This is a genomic window from Bradyrhizobium sp. AZCC 1610 (assembly GCF_036924515.1).
GTDB lineage: Bacteria > Pseudomonadota > Alphaproteobacteria > Rhizobiales > Xanthobacteraceae > Bradyrhizobium.
On sequence record NZ_JAZHRR010000001.1, the window covers coordinates 5,217,714 to 5,235,656 of the forward strand.

Genomic DNA, 17,943 nt, shown 5'->3' on the forward strand with positions numbered 1-17,943 from the left:
ATGGCGGGTGCAGACGGTGTCGAGAAACTCGAGGACGCGATCGTCCGGTCGGCCGAGCAGGTGGCCGGCCAGATCCGCGCCGCGAAAGAAGCGATCTCCACCGTCATCTTCGGTCAGGACCGGGTGATCGAAAACACCCTGGTGACGATCCTGTCCGGCGGTCATGCGCTCCTGATCGGGGTTCCCGGCCTCGCCAAGACCAAGCTGGTCGAAACGCTGGGCATCACGCTTGGGTTGGACGCCAAGCGCATCCAGTTCACGCCGGACCTGATGCCCTCGGACATTCTGGGCGCCGAGGTGCTGGACGAGAGCAATACCGGCAAGCGGTCGTTCCGCTTCATCTCCGGACCGGTGTTCGCGCAGCTCCTGATGGCCGACGAGATCAACCGCGCCAGCCCGCGTACGCAATCGGCGCTGCTGCAAGCCATGCAGGAACAGCACATCACCGTTGCAGGCGCGCGGCATGATCTCCCCAAACCGTTCCACGTACTCGCCACGCAAAACCCGCTGGAGCAGGAAGGCACCTATCCGCTGCCCGAGGCGCAGCTCGACCGCTTCCTGATGGAGATCGACGTCGATTATCCCGATCGCGACGCCGAACGCCGTATCCTGTTCGAAACGACGGGCGCGGAAGAGACGCTCGCCAAGGCCTCGATGAACGCGGAAATCCTGATCGCGGCGCAGCGGCTGGTGCGGCGCCTGCCGGTCGGCGACAGCGTCGTCGAGGCGATCCTGTCGCTGGTGCGCGCCGCGCGTCCGAGTTCCGAAGACGGCGGCGACAAGCTGATCGCCTGGGGACCGGGCCCGCGCGCCAGCCAGTCGCTGATGCTGGCGGTCCGCGCCCGCGCGCTGCTCGACGGCCGCCTCGCGCCCTCGATCGACGACGTGCTCGATCTCGCCGAACCCATTCTCAAACACCGCATGGCGCTGACTTTCTCGGCGCGCGCGGAAGGCCGCACCATTCCCGACGTAATCAGACAATTGAAGACGCGGATCGGTTGATGGCCGCAGAGACCAGCCACGAGACCAGGGAGATTTTAGCAATCCGACGTGCCGATGGCGAAAGCCGAACGCTCGCCGCTTCGCTCCCCCGTCTCGTGCTCGAAGCCCGCCGTATCGCTGCCAACGTCATCCATGGCCTGCATGGCAGACGCCGTGCCGGCGCCGGCGAGAGCTTTTGGCAGTATCGCCGCTTCGTCTCCGGCGAGCCGTCGCAGAATGTCGACTGGCGGCGTTCGGCGCGCGACGATCATCTCTATGTCCGCGAGCAGGAATGGGAGGCCGCCCATACGGTGTGGCTGTGGCCCGACCGTTCGCCGTCGATGGTGTTTGCTTCAAAGGGTGCGCGCGACAGCAAGCTTGAGCGCGGGCTGATCGTTACGTTTGCGCTCGCCGAACTCCTGGTCTCGGGCGGCGAACGCGTCGGCATTCCTGGCCTGATGAACCCGACCGCAAGCCGCAACGTGATCGACAAGATGGCACAGGCGATGCTGCACGACGATGCGGTGCGCGCGAGCCTGCCGCCGTCCTTTGTCCCGTCGGCGCTGGCCGAAATTGTCGTGCTGTCCGATTTGTGGTCGCCGATGAGCGAGATCAGGATGATGCTCGCAGGGCTTTCAGCCTCCGGCGCCCATGGTTCTCTGATCCAGGTCGTCGATCCCGCCGAAGAAACCTTTCCCTACGCCGGCCGGGTCGAATTCGTCGAGCCGGAAGGATTCGGCGTCGTTACCGCCGGCCGCGCCGAGAGCTGGGCCAGCGACTATGTGGCGCGCGTCGCACTGCATCGCGACGAGATCCGCAGCGAGACCAACAAGCTCGACTGGCTGTTCTCGACCCATACCACCAGCCGTTCCGCCGCCGAGCTCCTGCTGTTCCTGCATTCGGGCATGATGGCAGCCAAGGGAAGCGCGCGCGGCTCGACCGTCAAGGCGGGGCGTAGCGCATGATCGCGGGGCTCCCCCTCACCTTTGCGCAACCGCTGCTCCTGCTGGGCCTGCTGAGCCTGCCGGTGCTGTGGTGGCTGCTGCGCGTCATGCCGCCGCGGCCGAGGCGGATCGAGTTTCCGCCGACGCGGCTCTTGTTCGACATCAGGCCCAGGGAAGAAACCCCGTCGCGGACCCCGTGGTGGCTGACGGCGTTGCGCCTCGCCGCCGCCGCACTGGTCATCCTTGCCGCCGCCGGCCCGATCTGGAATCCGCAGACCGGGGTCGGCGGCAGCAACGCGCCGTTGGTGATCCTGCTCGATGACGGCTGGAGCGCGGCTGCAAGCTGGGACACGCGGGTCAAGGCAGCGGACGAACTGATCGCCAACGCCGACAACGACCGCCGCGGCATTGCACTGGTTCCGCTCTCCGATCCTGCGCGCGACATCACGCTGATGCCGGCGGGCACCGCGCGGGTCGCGCTGCGTCAGATCGCGCCAAAGCCCTATTCGGTCGACCGCGTCGACACGCTTGGCGCGCTCGACCGCTTCCTGAAGAGCACCGGAGATGCCGAGATCGCGTGGCTGTCCGACGGCGTCGACACCGGGCGCGGCGCCGAATTTGTCGAAAATCTCGGCAAGACCATTAGCGATCGCAAGCTGACGGTGTTCGAGGGCGGCGCGGCCCCGGCGCAGGCGCTGGTCGCCGCTGAAAACGCCGCGGCGAAGATGACGGTCAAGGTGCTGCGTACCACCGGGGGCGTCGCAGCCGGTGTGGTTCGCGCGCTCGACGCCAAGGGCTCGCCGATCGGCGAGGCGCGCTACGCTTTTGGCATGCAGGATCGCGAGAGCGAAGCGGCGTTCGATCTGCCCGTCGAACTGCGCAACGACATTTCGCGGCTGGAAATATCGGGCGAACGATCGGCCGGCGCGGTGCAACTGCTCGACAAGCGATGGCGGCGGCGCGCCGTCGGCGTCGTCACCGGCGCCACCAGCGATACCGCCCAACCGCTATTGGCATCGACCTTCTACCTCACCCGCGCATTGTCGCCATTCGCCGACATTCGGCTGGGCGACCGCGGCGCGGCGCAACAGGTGATCGCGCAATTCCTCGATCAGCGGTTGCCGATGATCGTGCTCGCCGATGTCGGCACGCTGTCGCCGGAAATCCGCGAGCGGCTGAATGCATGGATCGATCAGGGCGGCGTGCTGGTACGTTTCGCCGGCCCGCGTCTGGCGCAGGCCGATGACGATTTGGTGCCGGTGAAACTGCGTCGCGGCGGCCGCATCCTCGGCGGCAGCCTGACCTGGGAAAAGCCGCAGCATCTGGCTTCCTTCGCCGCCGACGGTCCGTTCGCGGGACTTGCCGTGCCCAAGGACGTCACCGTGAACCGGCAGGTGCTGGCCGAGCCGGATGCGGTGCTCGCAACCAAGACCTGGGCGTCGCTGGAAGACGGCACGCCGCTGGTGACCGGCGAGCATCGCGGCAGGGGCATTGTCAGCCTGTTCCATATCGGCGCCGACTCGCGCTGGTCGGACCTGCCGATGTCCGGCAGCTTCGTCGAGATGCTGCGGCGGATGGTCGACATGTCCGGCTACACCTCGAAGCCCGGCGCGGGCGTTGCAAGCGAAGCGACCAATGTCGAGACCGTGGCGCCGCTGCGCACCCTCGACGGTTTCGGCGCATTTGGACCGCCGCCCTCGACCGCCAAGCCGATGCCGGCGGATTATCGCGACCGCGCCACGTCAGATCATCCGCCAGGCTTCTACGGCCCGGCCGACGGCCCGATCGCGGTCAACACGCTGGCCTCGGCCGATCGCATCGCGCCGCTCGATACATCCTCCTTGCGCGCACAGCGCGCCAGCTACACCAATGCCGAACCGCGCGATTTGCGCGGCATTCTGCTGTCGTCGTCGCTGGTGCTGTTCCTGATCGACGCGATCGTGGTTGCGATCCTGGGCGCGGGCCTTGCCGCGTTGTGGCGGCGGCGCACGGCGGCTGCCACCATTCTGTTAGCCCTGATCCTGTCCGCGGCCTCGATCGCGCCTTCGCCGACGCGCGCCCAGAGCAACGACGAGTTCGCCATCAAGTCGGTGTCGCAGACGCGCCTTGCCTATGTCGTCACCGGAAATGCCGACGTCGATTCCATCGTCAAGGCCGGCATGGCCGGACTGACGCTGTTCCTGGCGCAGCGCACGGCGCTGGAGGCCGGCGATCCCGTCGGCGTCGATCCCGCGCGCGACGAACTGGCGTTCTTTCCGCTGATCTACTGGCCGGTGGTGCCGGGCGCGCCGAAGCCGCCGCAGGATGCCATCAACCGCATCGACGCTTACATGAAACAGGGCGGCACGGTTGTGTTCGATACGCGCGATGCCGTCGAGGCGCCGCCGGGCGAGAACGGCGCGGCGCAGACGCCGGGCATGCGCACCTTGCGCGAAATTCTCTCCTCGCTCGACGTGCCTGAACTGGAGCCGGTGCCGCGCGAGCACGTGCTGACCAAGACGTTTTACCTGCTGCGCGATTTCCCCGGCCGCTTCAACTCGGGCCAGACCTGGGTCGAGACCCTGCCGCGCGAGGATGACGACGACGCAGCCTCGCGCCCGGCGCGCGGCGGCGACGGCGTCTCGCCCATCATCATCACCTCGAACGATCTGGCCGGCGCCTGGGCGCACCGCCCGGACGGCCAGCCGATGCTGCCGCTGACACCCGGCGAGCCACGCCAGCGCGAATTCGCGTTCCGCTCCGGCGTCAACATCGTGATGTACACCCTGACCGGCAACTACAAGGCCGATCAGGTCCACGCACCCGCTCTGATCGAGCGGTTGGGGCAGTAGGCCATGCAGTACGGCATCGCGTTCACCCCCCTCGTTCCGACACTCGTGCTGTGGATCGCGCTGGCCGCGATCGTCGCGATCTCGGTGCTGCTGCTGCTCGGGCAGTCGCGCGGGGCTGCCGTGCGGGTCGCAGCGCTGGCGCTGATCCTGCTGGCGCTCGCCAATCCCTCCTTCACGCGCGAGGACCGCGAACCGTTGTCCTCGGTCGCCGCCGTCGTGATTGACAAGAGCCCGAGCCAGAATTTCGGCACGCGCAACCAGGAGACGGCCAAGGCGCAGGAGGCGCTGGTCGATACGCTGAGGAAGATCAAGGGGCTGGAAGTCCGCGTCGTCGAGGCCGGACAGGCCGACGGCGAAACCGACGGCACCAAACTGTTCGGCGCGATGTCCTCGGCGCTGTCGGACGTTCCCGTCGACCGTGTCGCCGGTGCGTTCCTGATCACCGATGGCCGGGTCCACGACATTCCCGCCAACGCCGCCGCCCTCGGCTTCCAGGCGCCGGTGCACGCGCTCGTCACCGGGCGCAAGGACGAGCGCGACCGCCGCATCGCGATTTCGGCCGCACCGCGTTTCGGCATCGTCGGACAGCCCCAGACCATCACCTACCGGCTCGACGACCAGGGCGTCTCCGGCCAGCGCGCCAGGATCGTGGTGCGCCGCGACGGCGAGGTGATCAGCGAGCGCACGCTTTCGAGCGGCCAGACCTCCAATGTCGAGGTCGACATCAAGCATGCCGGGGCGAACATCGTCGAGATCGAGGCCTCGCCGCTCGATAACGAGCTGACGCTGGTGAACAATCGCGCCGTGGTCGCGATCGAAGGCGTGCGCGACAGGCTGCGCGTGCTGCTGGTATCAGGTGAACCGCATTCCGGCGAACGCACCTGGCGCAATCTGCTGAAGTCCGACGCCAGCATCGACCTCGTGCATTTCACCATTCTGCGCCCGCCGGAGAAACAGGACGGCACGCCGATCAACGAATTGTCGCTGATCGCGTTTCCGACGCGGGAATTGTTCCAGCAGAGGATCCACGAATTCCATCTGATCATCTTCGACCGTTATGCTCGCCAGGGCGTGCTGCCGATCGCCTATTTCGACAATATCGCGCGCTATGTCCGCGCCGGCGGCGCGGTGCTGGTGTCGGCCGGCCCCGATTACGCCTCTACCACCAGCATCTGGCGCACGCCCTTGGATACGGTGTTGCCGGCAGAGCCGGTCGGCGTCACTGAAAAACCGTTCTATGCGCACTTAAGCGACGCCGGTAAGCGCCATCCGGTGACGCGCGGCCTGGAGGGTTCGGCCAGCGAACCACCGCGCTGGAGCCGCTTCTTCCGCACCGTGGATACGCGCAACGCGATCGGCGCGCCCGTGATGACCGGCGCCGACGGCAAGCCGCTGCTGTTGCTGTCGCGCTTCGGCGAAGGCCGCGTCGCGCTTTTGCTGTCGGACCACATCTGGCTGTGGGCGCGCGGCTATGAGGGCGGCGGGCCGCATCTGGATCTGCTGCGGCGAACGTCGCACTGGCTGATGAAGCAGCCTGATCTCGACGAAGAGGCGCTGCGCCTGCAGATCCAGGGCAAGGACCTCGTGGTGCTGCGCCAGACCATGGCCGACAATGTGCCGCCGGTGACGGTGACGTCGCCGAGTGGCGCCACCAAGGAACTTACGCTGACCGCAAGCGAGCCCGGCACCTGGCGCTCCACCCTTCCCGCCAACGAACTCGGGCTGTGGCAGGCAACCGACGGCGCGCTGAAAGCCCTGATCAATGTCGGACCGACCAATCCGAAGGAATTTTCAGAAGTCACCTCCACCACCGAAATGCTGAAGCCGCTGGCGCAGGCGACCGGCGGCGATGCCCGCCGCGTGGCCGACGGCGGCAGCATCGACCTCCCCCGCGTGGTGCCGGTGCGCGCCTCCGGCATCTTCCACGGCGACGGCTGGATGGGCGTGAAGATGCGCGACGCCAGCGTCGTGAAAGGCGTCGGCGTGCTGCCGATGTTCGCCGGCCTGATCGGGCTCCTGCTGCTGCTCGGCGCGTTCGCGGCGACCTGGGTGCGCGAGGGGCGTTGAGCTGAACGTCGATGATCCGCCTTGTTGCGGGGCTTATGCTGCCTCGTCGGCACGCAGCCATCTCGGGAACGGATCGGCCAGCGTCGCCCATTCCTTGACGTGCATTCCCGGTTTGCCCGAGACGAGGCATGCGTCGAGGCGCGCCTTGATCGCTTCCTCGTCCATGCCGGTGCCGATGAAGACGATCTCCTGTCGGCGATCGCCGTAGAGTTCGTTCCAGTTCTTCTTCAGCGATTTCCGCCAGAATGGATCGTCGGGCCATCGGTCAGCGGGCACGTTGGCCCACCAGAACCCGAGACCTTCAGTGCGGACGATCGCACCTGCCTGACTCAACTCACCGAGCCATTGTGGACGCGTAGCGATCCAGAAATGTCCCTTCGCCCGTATCACTCCGGCCCAGCTTTCTCGCAGGAACTGATGGAATTTTGTGGGCTCGAATGGCCGACGCGCACGGTAGACGAAGCTGCCGACACCGTACTGTTCGGTCTCCGGCGTGTGATCGCCGAAGCCATACAGTTCCTTGAACCAGAGCGGATGCTGCTGGGCCCGCGCGAAGTCGAAGCGGCCGGTGTCGAGGATGCGCTCGAAGGGCGCTTTGGCGAAATCAGTCTCCACGATATCGGCGGCGGGGTTGAGCGCGCGGATGATCTTGCGCGCCGCGTCCAGTTGGCTGGGGGACGCATCGTTGACCTTGTTCAGCACGATGACGTCGGCGAACTCGATCTGTTCCACCAGCAGATCCACCATCGTCCGCTTGTCGTCGGTGCCAAGGGACTCACCGCGATCTCTGATGAAGTCGGCTGAGGAATAGTCCCGCAGCAGGTTTACGGCATCGACCACTGTCACCATGGTGTCGAGTATTGCCACGTCGGAAAGACTGTCGCCCTCTTCGGTGCGAAAATCGAATGTCGCGGCAACGGGAAGCGGCTCCGAAATGCCGGTCGATTCAATCAGGAGATAATCGAACCGCTCGCTCTCGGCGAGTGCGCGCACCTCTTTCAACAAATCGTCGCGCAGCGTGCAGCAGATGCAGCCGTTGGTCATCTCGACCAGCTTCTCGTCAGTCCGCGAGAGGTTCGCACCGCCATCGCGGACCAGGTCGGCGTCGATGTTGACCTCGCTCATGTCGTTCACAATCACCGCAACCTTCAGGCCGTGACGGTTGTTCAGCACATGGTTTAGCAAAGTTGTCTTCCCAGCCCCGAGGAAGCCGGACAAGACGGTGACGGGGAGTTTGCGCATGGAGATCAAAGAGCCTGTTCAGTTGACGGAGTCCCAGTCGGGAACGGCGAAGCATTTGGGGCCCCGGAATATGTTATGTTATAACATAACATTCAGGATCGAGGGGCTGTCAACCGGGAAAATCGGCGCCCGACCAACCGGGGGCGATGGATGACTACGCTGCAGGTCGCATGCGCATTATTCGTCGGAGCAGGCGCATGCGTCAGATGCGTTCGGCCCTTATCGATTCCGCGCGGAGTAGTCGGCTCGCGTGTCGAGACGGCGTCCAAGCGCATTCGCTCATCCGACCGAGCCAGGAAGCGGTACGCGCGGCGTGCTCGCCCTCGTGAAGCTTGTCCACCGTTGCCCTAATCACACAGGCCGTTCAGATTGCGCTGCCACCCGGGCGGGCCAAGGTTGACCGGTCCGGTGATGCCTGATGTTATATTATAACATCGAAGGGGTCGGGAGTGCTCCTGGCCCTTCGATGCGGGGCGGCTGTCGGCATGAAGTGGTTTCGGTCGAACATCAAAACTGGCTCGCGGCTGGCGCTGTTCGCGCTCGCCATCCAGTTTGCGCTGTCGTTCGGGCATTTCCACGCGGCTGCCGCGCAGACGCCACGACCCGGCCTGACGGTCACCCACGCCGCGCTTGATGCGGCCGGCGAACTACAGCAGCAACAGCCTTCCGATCACGATACCGATCAGCATACGGCGCATGCCTGCGTCATCTGCGCCGTCAACTCGCTGGCCGACAATTTCCTGTTTGCCGCATCGCCCTTGCTGGAGCTACCGCAGGCGATCGAGTTTCTCCACCTGGCCACCGATGCCGAGTTCGCGCATCTCGGCTCGCTCCATCCCGCGTTCCAGTCCCGCGCGCCTCCCGCCGCCTGACATCGATTGATTGGTGCACTCCCTAGGGATCGCTGCGCTCGGCGCGGTTTCCCGAAGGAAAATCGGAATCGGCCCGTCGCACATCGACGGGATCAGGATCGGGACAATGACATTCAAGAAGAAACGAGCGTTCTATTTCGGTGGAGCAAGCTGGTTATTGCTATGTGCGGTGGGCAATCAAGCAATGGCCCAGGGCGCAGCGGCGACGTCCTCCTCGACGCAACTGCCTGAAATCACCGTGACGGCGCCAAGCCCGATCGTGCGGCGACAGCCGGTACCCGTGCGGACACCGGCGCGCGTCACCCGTGCTGCGCCAGGCCAAAACCGCGAACGCGCGGCAGAACCGCAAGCTGCGCCTGTCGCCGCCGCCGCGCCCCAACAGGGCGTGCTGCCTGTCGTGACCGACCAGTTCGCGACGGTTACCGTCGTGCCCAACGAGGAGATCCGCCGCCAAGGCACCGCCCAGCTTGGCGATCTCCTGTTCTCGAAGCCCGGCATTACCGGCTCAACCTTCGCGCCCGGTGCCGCGAGCCGGCCGATCATCCGCGGCCTCGACGTCAATCGCGTCGGCATCCTCGAGAACGGCACCAACGCTGGCGGCGCCTCCGATCTCGGCGAAGACCATTTCGTGCCGGTCGATCCACTGGCGACAAACCAGGTCGAAGTCATCCGTGGTCCGGCGGCGATGCGCTACGGGTCGACATCGATCGGCGGCGTCGTCAGCGCAACCAACAATCGCATCCCGGACGCCCTGCCTTCATGCGCGGCCGCACCGTTCCAGACCTACGGACTGCCGGCGAAAGCGCCGCTCGCAAGCGTGGGATCGCCTTCGTGCGTCACGGTCGAAACCCGAACGGCCGTCAATTCCGTCGACCGCGGTGTCGATGGCGGCATCCTGATCGATGCCGGCGGTGGCAATTTCGCGTTCCATGCCGACGCCTATGGCCGCAAGGCCAGCGATTACAGCATTCCGAGCTATCCGTATTTGTTCGACCAGACCCGCCCGGTCAACGGCCGGCAGCCGAATTCGGCGATGCAGGCGGCGGGTGCGTCGATCGGCGGCTCTTACATCTTCCATGGCGGCTTTATCGGCGCCGCGGTCACGCAGAACGATACGCTGTACCACATTCCCGGAATTGAGCCCTCCGATCACCAATCCCGGATCGACGCGCGCCAGACCAAATTCACCGCCAAGGGCGAATACCGACCGGATGCGGCGGCGATCGACGCCATCAGGTTCTGGGCGGGCGCCACCGATTACAAGCACAACGAGATCGCGCTCGCCGATCCCGCCGACTTCTCGTCCCTCGGCGTGCGGCAGACCTTTACCAACAAGGAGCAGGAAGGACGCCTGGAGGTGCAGATGGCGCCGTTCAACGCGCGCTTTGCCGCCGTCACGACCGCCTTCGGCCTGCAGGCCGGGCATCAGGAGCTAACGGCGCCGAGCCCGGACGATCCAACCAGCCCGCTCAACGGGTTGTTTAATCCTAACAAGAACAACAGGGTCGCCGGCTACGTCTTCAACGAACTCAAATTCACTGAGACCACCAAGGCGCAGATCGCCGGCCGGGTCGAGCATGTCAACCTCAGCGGAACGACGCCGGCATTCATTCCGGAGCTGTTCGACCTCAATGCCAATCCCGGCGATATCGGTCCGCCGACAGCCCGCAATCTCAGCTTCACGCCGAAGAGCGCGAGCGTCGGCTTGATCCAGAACCTTCCAGGCGAACTGGTTGCGAGTATCACCGCTCAATACGTCGAGCGCGCGCCCAAACCGGCGGAATTGTTTTCGCGCGGACCGCACGAAGCAACTGTTACCTTCGACATCGGCAATCCCAATCTGAGCATGGAGACCGCCAAGTCGATCGAGATCGGACTAAGACGGGCGACCGGCCCCTTCAGGTTCGAGGCGACGGCTTACTATACCAAGTTCAATGGCTTCATTTACCGTCGTCTCACCGGCAACACCTGCGAGGATGTCGCCTGTGTCGCGCCCGCCGATCCGGCTTTTCCGCTTGAGCTGAACCAGGCGATCTATTCGCAACGCGACGCCACCTTCCGCGGCGGCGAGTTTCAGAGCCAGTTGGACATCGGGCCGCTCAACGGCGGCATCTGGGGTGTCGAGAACCAGTTCGACGTCGTGCGCGCGACCTTTGACGATGGCACCAATGTTCCGCGAATTCCGCCGGTGCGAGTCGGCGGCGGCCTGTTCTGGCGCGATGCCAATTGGCTGACGCGGATCAACCTGCTGCACGCCTTCGCTCAGAACGACATCGCCCCGGTCGGCGAGACGCCGACCGCAGGATACAACCTGTTGAAGGCGGAGGTCAGCTACAGGACGAAGCTCGATCCTTCCTGGTTCGGCGCACGCGAGATGTTGGTCGGCCTCGTCGGCAACAACCTGTTGAACGAAAACATCCGCAATTCGGCGTCCTTCAACAAGGACGAGGTCTTGCTGCCGGGCATTGGCGTGCGGGCGTTTGCGAATCTGAAGTTCTAGGACGCACGCGTCAACGGCCATGGGGTGGCGTTAGCTGGCACGACCAGCTAACGTCTGCGCTGCATGATGGTCGGTGTCAGGCTAGCCGCCACACCGCCTCAGATGTGCTTCGTCCCCGGAAAAGCGGCCGAACAAGGATAGATGACTTCACCGATCAACATCCACGTCTATAGCGACGCTCTCGTCTTGCTCGGCACTGCGGGCATCGTCATTCCGCTGGTGCGCCGGTTCGGCCTCAATCCCGTCCTTGGTTATCTCGGAGCCGGTGCGATCCTGGGCCCGCTCGGACTGGGATCGTTCATCGGAAGCTTCCCGTTTCTCTATTGGTTCACCGTGGTCGATGCCAGGAACGTCTCCGGCTTTGCAGACCTTGGCATTGTGTTCCTGCTGTTCCTGATCGGCCTGGAGCTATCCTACGAGCGATTGAAGGCCATGCGCCGCCTGGTTTTCGGGCTCGGCGGCTCGCAAATCGTGCTTTCGGCCGCGGTGATCGGCGGCATCGCAACCCTTGCAGGCAGCAAGCCTCCGGTAGCGCTCATCGTCGGTGCATGCCTCGCTTTGTCCTCAACCGCCATCGTCATGGAGCTGCTTTCAAGGCAGGGACGGCTCAACACAAGCGCGGGTCGAGCCAGCTTCGCGACCCTGCTGGCGCAGGATCTGGCGGTAGCTCCTCTTCTGCTTTTTATCTCCATTTTTGGCACGGGCGAGGCCGGTTCGGTTGTCGCGACGCTCATCCTGGCGCTCACGAATGCCGCCATCGCCCTCGGCGTCATCGTGGTTGTTGGCCGTGTGGTGATGAGGCCGCTGTTCCGTCTCGTCGCGTCAGCCCGCATGAGCGAATTATTCGTCGCCACGACGCTGTTCGTGATCGTCGCAACGGGGGTGGCCGCCGCCGTGGTCGGCTTCTCGATGGCGCTCGGCGCCTTTGTGGCCGGCTTGCTGCTTGCAGAGACAGAATTCCGCAAGGCGATCGAGACCGCCATCGATCCTTTCAAGGGCCTCTTGCTCGGCCTGTTCTTTTTCACCGTCGGTATGAACATCGATTTCCGCGAGCTTGCCCGCGATCCGGTTTGGCTGGTTGGGGGTGCAGTCGGCCTCGTTGCCGTGAAATCCGTCATCCTCATTGTCCTTGCCCGGCTGTTCCGTCTCTCGTGGCCGGCTTCGCTTGAAGTCGGTCTCCTGCTCGGCCCCGGCGGCGAGTTTGCCTTCGTCGGGATCGGCATGGCGACGACGCTCGGTCTGATCGACGCCAATGTATCAAGCTTCACGGTAGCCCTGACATCGCTCACCATGATGCTCACTCCCGCGCTTTCCCATCTCGCGCGGCGGCTGGCGCCGATGGTTAGCGAAGACAAGCCGCTCGATCCCGAACTTGCCGCTGCGCCGAGCGGAGGGAGTGGCCATGCCATCGTGGTCGGACACGGCCGGGTCGGACAGGTCGTCTGCGCGATGCTCGATCGGCACCAGTTCCAATACCTTGCCGTCGATAACGATGCCGCGGCCGTTCCGGAGCAGCGACGGCAGGGGCGCACCGTCTATTACGGCGACGCGACAAATCCGGAGTTTTTGAAGAGTTGCGGCCTCATGGAGGCTGCGGCAGTCATCGTCACGATCGGCGAACCCGAAGGCATCGACGCAATTGTCGCGCAGGTGCGCGCGCTCAGGGAAGACATGCCGATCGTGTCGCGCGCCCGTGACGCCGAGCACGCGCGGCATCTTTATCAGATCGGCGTCACCGACGCCGTGCCGGAGACCATCGAAGCCAGCTTGTTATTGTCCGAAGCAGCGCTGATCGGCCTCGGCGTGGCGATGGGACTGGTCGTCGCCTCCATCCACGAGAAACGCGAGGAATTCCGGCACGAATTGCAGCAGGCCGCGGGAGCTACCCGGCCTGCCGGAGAGACGACCGGCGTCAGAAGGAAACCGTCTCACTGACTGAGAACGACGCCGGGCGGCTCGACCGTCCCGGCCGCTGTGCCGCGCTACCGCGCCTTGCTCCAGTCCGGCCGGATATCGCCGGAGACACCGTCGAAGGCCCCCTCGACCAGCTCCGCCACCAAGAGGCGGGTGTAATCGACGGGACCCGGCATGATCACGCGCCCCTTCGGTATGACCTTGAAGCCGACGCGGCTGTAATAGGGTTCGTCGCCGACCAGAATGACCAGGCGATGGCCCTTGGCCCTGGCGTCCTGCAGCGAGCGATCGAGCAGCATGCGGCCGACGCCGCGCTTTCGGAACGGCGGCTCGACCGTCAACGGCCCGAGCATCAGGGCCGGCGTATCGCCGATGCAGATCGGCAATTGCCGCACAGAACCGACCAGCAGTGTGCCGATCCGCGCCGTGAACGAGAGGTCGAGCAGGTGATCGACATGCTCGCGCAGGCGGTAGGCGCTCAGCACGAAACGGCCGGGACCGAATGTGCGCTCGTGCAGGCGTTCGATCGCCTGCGCGTCCTTTGGTGTTTCGGTCAGGATGGTGACGTCAAGTTCGCTCATGATGGGGCGCGAGATAGCATCTGGCGGCGGCGCGGTCCATTGCCAGAGGTGGCAATCCACGTATTGCCTTAATCCCTTTTGATGGCCGGCTGGGACAGATAGGCCAAAAGCTTCATCTCGCGGCGGCCGCGCGTCACCGTATCAAGCACAAGCCCGGAGGATATCGACAACACCGCCACGATCATCAGGGCCCATCGACAGCACCGCGGTCGGCAACCGCGGGACGATGCCCTCTTCGAGATAGGTGACGATGACGGGGATCGCGAGGCCGATCGAGACCAGCATCAGGAACACGCCGATGACGGTGAAGAACCGCAGCGGCTTTTCCGATCGGTACAGCTTCGGGATGGTGCCGAGAATCCGGAAGCCGTCGCGCCAGGTGTTCAGCTTGCTGAACGAGCCCTCGGGGCGGGCATAATAAGGCGTCTCGATTTCCGCTGCCGGCAGCGCCAGTTCGAGCGCGTGCACGCTGAGCTCAGTTTCGATCTCGAAACCTGACAGCACCGGAAAAGATTTGACGAAGCGGCGCGAGAACACGCGGTAGCCGGAAAGGATATCCTTGAACGCCTGGCCGAACACCGTGGAAAGGAAGCTCGTCAGCATCCAGTTGCCGGTGCGGTGACCGGGCCGGTAGGCGGCGACCGACTGGTCGACGCGAAAGCCCACCACCATGTCGAGATGATCGTTGACCAGCGCATCGATCATGCGCGGGGCGCTCGGCGCGTCATAGGTAGCATCGCCATCCACCAGCACGTATATGTCGGCATCGATGTCGGCGAACATGCGCCACACCACATGCCCCTTGCCCTGGCGGCGCTCGCTGCGCACGATAGCGCCGGCCGCGCGCGCCACCTCGACAGTGCGGTAGAACGGCAATCCACCCGGCCTTGTTCGATTGAAATGCGGTAAAGCGTGGACGCATAGGTCAGCGCGAGGAGCAAAAAGCCGACGGCGCTGAGGGATGACTAGCATAGGCGATCCTAGCGCCAGGTCCCGATCGGCGCTGCGCCGTCGAGCACTTCCGCGATCCGGAGCCGCGTCCCCCTGGTCGTCTCTGCCGGCAGCGCCCCCGCCGCATAAAACCCGCACTCCACGATCTCGTGGTTGGGCTTCGGCAGGCCGTCCTGCCGGAACTGCCTGACGACATAGACCGCGACATGGTCGCGCCGGGAGACGTGGCCGTTGAAGAACAGGCCGTGCAGGACCGGCTCCCCGGTCAGTTCGATCCGCCCCTCTTCCACCAGCTCCCGCCGCAGCGCCTCGAGAAACGTCTCGCCGACCTCGACCCCGCCGCCCGGCAGGTGCCAGCCGGCGACGTAGCTGTGCCTGACCAGAAACACCTTGTCGTCACCGTCGAGCACGACGCCGCGGACCCCAAGCGTCATGCCGCGGGCCATCCGCCAATAGAGGTGGAAGGCCCGCCGCAACTGCGGTTCGAAACGTTTTCGCAAGTGCTGCAGCGCCGTCACGCAAACCTCGGATGGACAGCTATCACGTTTGATCCTTATATCGCCGACATGATCGTGCGACGGCTCTATATCACAGGGAATGCGGCAGAGCGCGAATGACCGATACCTTCACGCTGGCGCATTTGTCCGATCCGCATATACCGCCGCTGCCCGCGGCGCGGCTTCGGGATCTCGCGGGCAAGCGTGCGCTCGGCTATCTCAACTGGACCCGCAACCGGCACAAATATCACCGGCGCGAAGTACTGGACGCGCTGGTCGCCGACATGCAGGCGCAGCGGCCGGACCACATCGCGGTGACCGGCGATCTCGTCAACCTGGCGCTGGAGGCGGAATTCACCCCGGCCCAGGCCTGGCTCGAAAGCGTCGGCACGCCGCAGCGGGTCACGGTCGTTCCCGGGCAATCACGACGCCTATGTGCGGGCGACGCGGCATCGTTTCGCCGGCGCGTTCGAGCAATATCTGCGCGGCGATGCCGCAGCCGACGGCGCGTCGTTTCCGTTCGTGCGCCGGCGTGGGCCACTGGCGCTGATCGGCGTGTCCTCGGCGGTGCCAACGCTGCCATTGATGGCTACGGGCCGGCTTGGCCGCGCGCAGCTCGATGCGCTCGACCGCCATCTGGCGCAGATGTCCGCCGATGAGGTTTTCCGGGTGCTGCTGGTTCATCATCCCCTGTATTCGAGTTCGCGGATGAAGCGGCTGACCGATTCGAAGGCGCTCCGTGCCGTGCTGAAGCGGCGCGGCGCGGAACTGGTCCTGCACGGCCACGACCACATCCATTCGACGATGTGGCTCGAAGGCGCCGACCGCCAGATCCCCGCGGTCGGCGTGCCCTCGGCGTCGGCGCTGGCGCACCGGCATTATCCGGCCGCTGCCTACAATTTGTTTTCGATCACGCGCGAGGCCGGCAAATGGCGCTGCGTGCAGACCGTGCGCGGCTTCGGAGATCACGGCGATATCAGCGAATTGCAACACGTTAGATTGTCCTGACGCCTAGTCCCCGCCGCCACAGCCACCGCCCCCGTCGCCACCACCACTGCCGTCTCCGCCGCCATCACCGCTGCCGGTATCGCCAAACCCGTCCGAACTGCCGTCGAACGACGTATCTGCGAAATCGCCACCGCAATACGCAGCGCCGCTGCCGTTCTTGCGCAGCTCTTCGCAGTCGGGGTGATAGACGAACCCGTTTGTGATATTGAACTTGCTGTCGAGCGCAAACAGCAGCGGCAGGCGCGTCGGACGGACCGGATCGATGTTCTCGTATTTGCAGCAATACCACCAGACGCGGCGCAGGCCTTCGTTGCTCTTGCGATGCTCGCTGAGGACGACGGCGGGCGTGTGGTGGAGGAAGCCGCCGAAGGCGCGGCGGCAGAATGCGTCGTACTCGCGCGTGTACAGGATGAATTCGTGCCAAAGATCGTCGGCGACTTGCGAGGGCATCGAGACGTGGCGCTTGCCGCTCATGAGGTAGGCGAGGAAAAACTGTCGGAGGCCCCGCGAGACCAGCGCGCTGTCCTTGCGCTGAAAGCCGGGGTGATGCTTCTCCAGCCGCTCGAGCAGCCCGCGCGGCCAGCGGAAGGTGCGAATGAATTCGGCGCGGCGCAGCGTGCGCCACTTGCCGTACAACCAGGAAGTTCCGAACAGTGCGCCGACAAGCAGGGCGACCAACGGTATGGTTGAAGCGGCTGCCACGATGCCCCCGAATACCCGAGCTGCCGGCTCTGGCTAGAGATTCTTCAAACTCGCATACAGCGCCAATCCGAACAGCGCCACCGCGCCCAGCAGGAAGCCGAGCACGAAGGCTCCGAAGCCGCGGCGGCGGCGGGGCTTTTTTTCCACGGCCGGCTCGGCCACCGGCGTTGCCACCATCGCATGCTCGCGCTCGATCATGCGGCGCGCGACATAGCCGGTGACGGCATCGACGATGACGGGCACGTCATGCGACTCGGCGATCACGATGCGGCCGAAGCGTGTATCCTGCACGAAGCGGTAGATGCGCTTGTCGCGCCCCATCACCACATGCGCCACCACGTCGATCCACAGCCGCGGCGTCTCGCCCTGGCTGACGCCGCGATCGAACAGATCGACCCGCTCAGGCACCTCGGCGAACAGCGGATCGAGCGCCTCGTTCAGGATCTCGAGCCGGGCGACCTCGGCATCGCGCAGCTCGACCACGACGCCGGTTCGGTCGGCGGCCTCGATGCGGGCCTGGCGGAGCGCGTCGCGCAGCCGCGTCGGTCGCATGTCGCGGGCTTCACTGCCGGTGTTTTGCGCTTCTGCCATCGTAAGCCGCCTTTTATCCTGAGAGGGTGGGCCCGGTTAACCTAGCAGTAACTATGTTGCGCGCAATGGCTGTTTGTTTGCAATGGGTTAGCGATCCACTGGGTTTCGAGTCTGCGGCGGCGCCCCCACCCCGGCCCTCCCGGAGCGAGCTTGGCTCGCCTCCCGGAGCGAGCTTGGCTCGCCTCCCCGCCGCTTTGAGAACGCAAACGGCCCCACCCGGATTTCCGGATGGGGCCGCCTGTCCCTGGCGTTTCCTGAAGAT

Annotated in this window: 12 protein-coding genes and 2 pseudogenes; 8 read left to right on the top strand and 6 right to left on the bottom strand. The window is 65.1% G+C overall.

Features of this window, described 5'->3' with window-relative positions; all coding sequences use genetic code 11:
- Genes V1279_RS25820 through V1279_RS25835 form a run of 4 tightly spaced genes read left to right on the top strand, consistent with a single transcriptional unit; the run spans nt 1 to nt 6,823 of the window.
- Entirely contained in the window at nt 1–1,002 is a 1,002-nt protein-coding gene (locus V1279_RS25820) for an AAA family ATPase (protein WP_334441669.1), read from the top strand.
- Nucleotides 1,002–1,946, top strand: a complete 945-nt coding sequence (locus V1279_RS25825; protein WP_334441670.1) for a DUF58 domain-containing protein — start codon at nt 1,002–1,004, stop codon at nt 1,944–1,946. The genes V1279_RS25820 and V1279_RS25825 overlap by 1 nt, the downstream gene beginning before the upstream one ends.
- Complete coding sequence (locus tag V1279_RS25830) at nt 1,946–4,756, top strand: DUF4159 domain-containing protein (RefSeq protein WP_334446573.1); 2,811 nt, start codon at nt 1,946–1,948, stop codon at nt 4,754–4,756. The genes V1279_RS25825 and V1279_RS25830 overlap by 1 nt, the downstream gene beginning before the upstream one ends.
- A gap of 3 nt (nt 4,757–4,759) precedes the next feature.
- Nucleotides 4,760–6,823: a hypothetical protein gene (locus V1279_RS25835; protein WP_334441671.1), complete on the top strand. Its 2,064-nt coding sequence runs from the start codon at nt 4,760–4,762 to the stop codon at nt 6,821–6,823.
- A gap of 33 nt (nt 6,824–6,856) precedes the next feature.
- Here V1279_RS25835 and zigA read toward each other — a convergent pair whose 3' ends face one another.
- Nucleotides 6,857–8,065, bottom strand: coding sequence for a zinc metallochaperone GTPase ZigA (zigA, locus tag V1279_RS25840; RefSeq protein WP_334441673.1), 1,209 nt, complete (start codon nt 8,063–8,065; stop codon nt 6,857–6,859).
- A gap of 485 nt (nt 8,066–8,550) precedes the next feature.
- Here zigA and V1279_RS25845 point away from each other — a divergent pair, with 485 nt between their 5' ends.
- The 3 genes from V1279_RS25845 to V1279_RS25855 all read left to right on the top strand — a co-directional run bounded on the left by V1279_RS25845 (nt 8,551) and on the right by V1279_RS25855 (nt 13,372).
- Entirely contained in the window at nt 8,551–8,937 is a 387-nt protein-coding gene (locus V1279_RS25845) for a DUF2946 family protein (protein WP_334441674.1), read from the top strand.
- Between the two features lie 106 nt (nt 8,938–9,043).
- A complete protein-coding gene (locus tag V1279_RS25850) occupies nt 9,044–11,437 on the top strand; it encodes a TonB-dependent receptor (RefSeq protein WP_334441675.1) in 2,394 nt (797 codons plus the stop codon).
- Nucleotides 11,438–11,578: 141 nt separating this feature from the next.
- Nucleotides 11,579–13,372, top strand: a complete 1,794-nt coding sequence (locus V1279_RS25855) for a cation:proton antiporter domain-containing protein (RefSeq protein WP_334441677.1) — start codon at nt 11,579–11,581, stop codon at nt 13,370–13,372.
- A 47-nt stretch (nt 13,373–13,419) separates the two neighbouring features.
- Here the strand turns inward: V1279_RS25855 and V1279_RS25860 are convergent, their stop codons facing one another.
- From V1279_RS25860 to V1279_RS25870, 3 genes and pseudogenes are all read right to left on the bottom strand, one after another.
- A complete protein-coding gene (locus V1279_RS25860) occupies nt 13,420–13,932 on the bottom strand; it encodes a GNAT family N-acetyltransferase (protein WP_334441679.1) in 513 nt (170 codons plus the stop codon).
- 68 nt (nt 13,933–14,000) lie between these two features.
- Nucleotides 14,001–14,796 (bottom strand): annotated as a pseudogene (locus tag V1279_RS25865) (glycosyltransferase family 2 protein); the annotation flags it as partial.
- Nucleotides 14,797–14,912: 116 nt separating this feature from the next.
- Nucleotides 14,913–15,401 (bottom strand): NUDIX domain-containing protein, encoded by a 489-nt coding sequence (locus V1279_RS25870; protein WP_334441681.1) that lies wholly within the window; start codon nt 15,399–15,401, stop codon nt 14,913–14,915.
- A gap of 95 nt (nt 15,402–15,496) precedes the next feature.
- Here V1279_RS25870 and V1279_RS25875 point away from each other — a divergent pair.
- A pseudogene (locus V1279_RS25875) lies at nt 15,497–16,388 on the top strand (metallophosphoesterase family protein).
- Between the two features lie 3 nt (nt 16,389–16,391).
- Here the strand turns inward: V1279_RS25875 and V1279_RS25880 are convergent.
- Entirely contained in the window at nt 16,392–17,090 is a 699-nt protein-coding gene (locus V1279_RS25880) for a glycine-rich domain-containing protein (protein WP_334441682.1), read from the bottom strand.
- Between the two features lie 33 nt (nt 17,091–17,123).
- On the bottom strand, nt 17,124–17,681 hold the full coding sequence (locus V1279_RS25885) for a hypothetical protein (protein ID WP_334441683.1): 558 nt from the start codon (nt 17,679–17,681) through the stop codon (nt 17,124–17,126).
- Between the last annotated feature and the right edge of the window lie 262 nt (nt 17,682–17,943).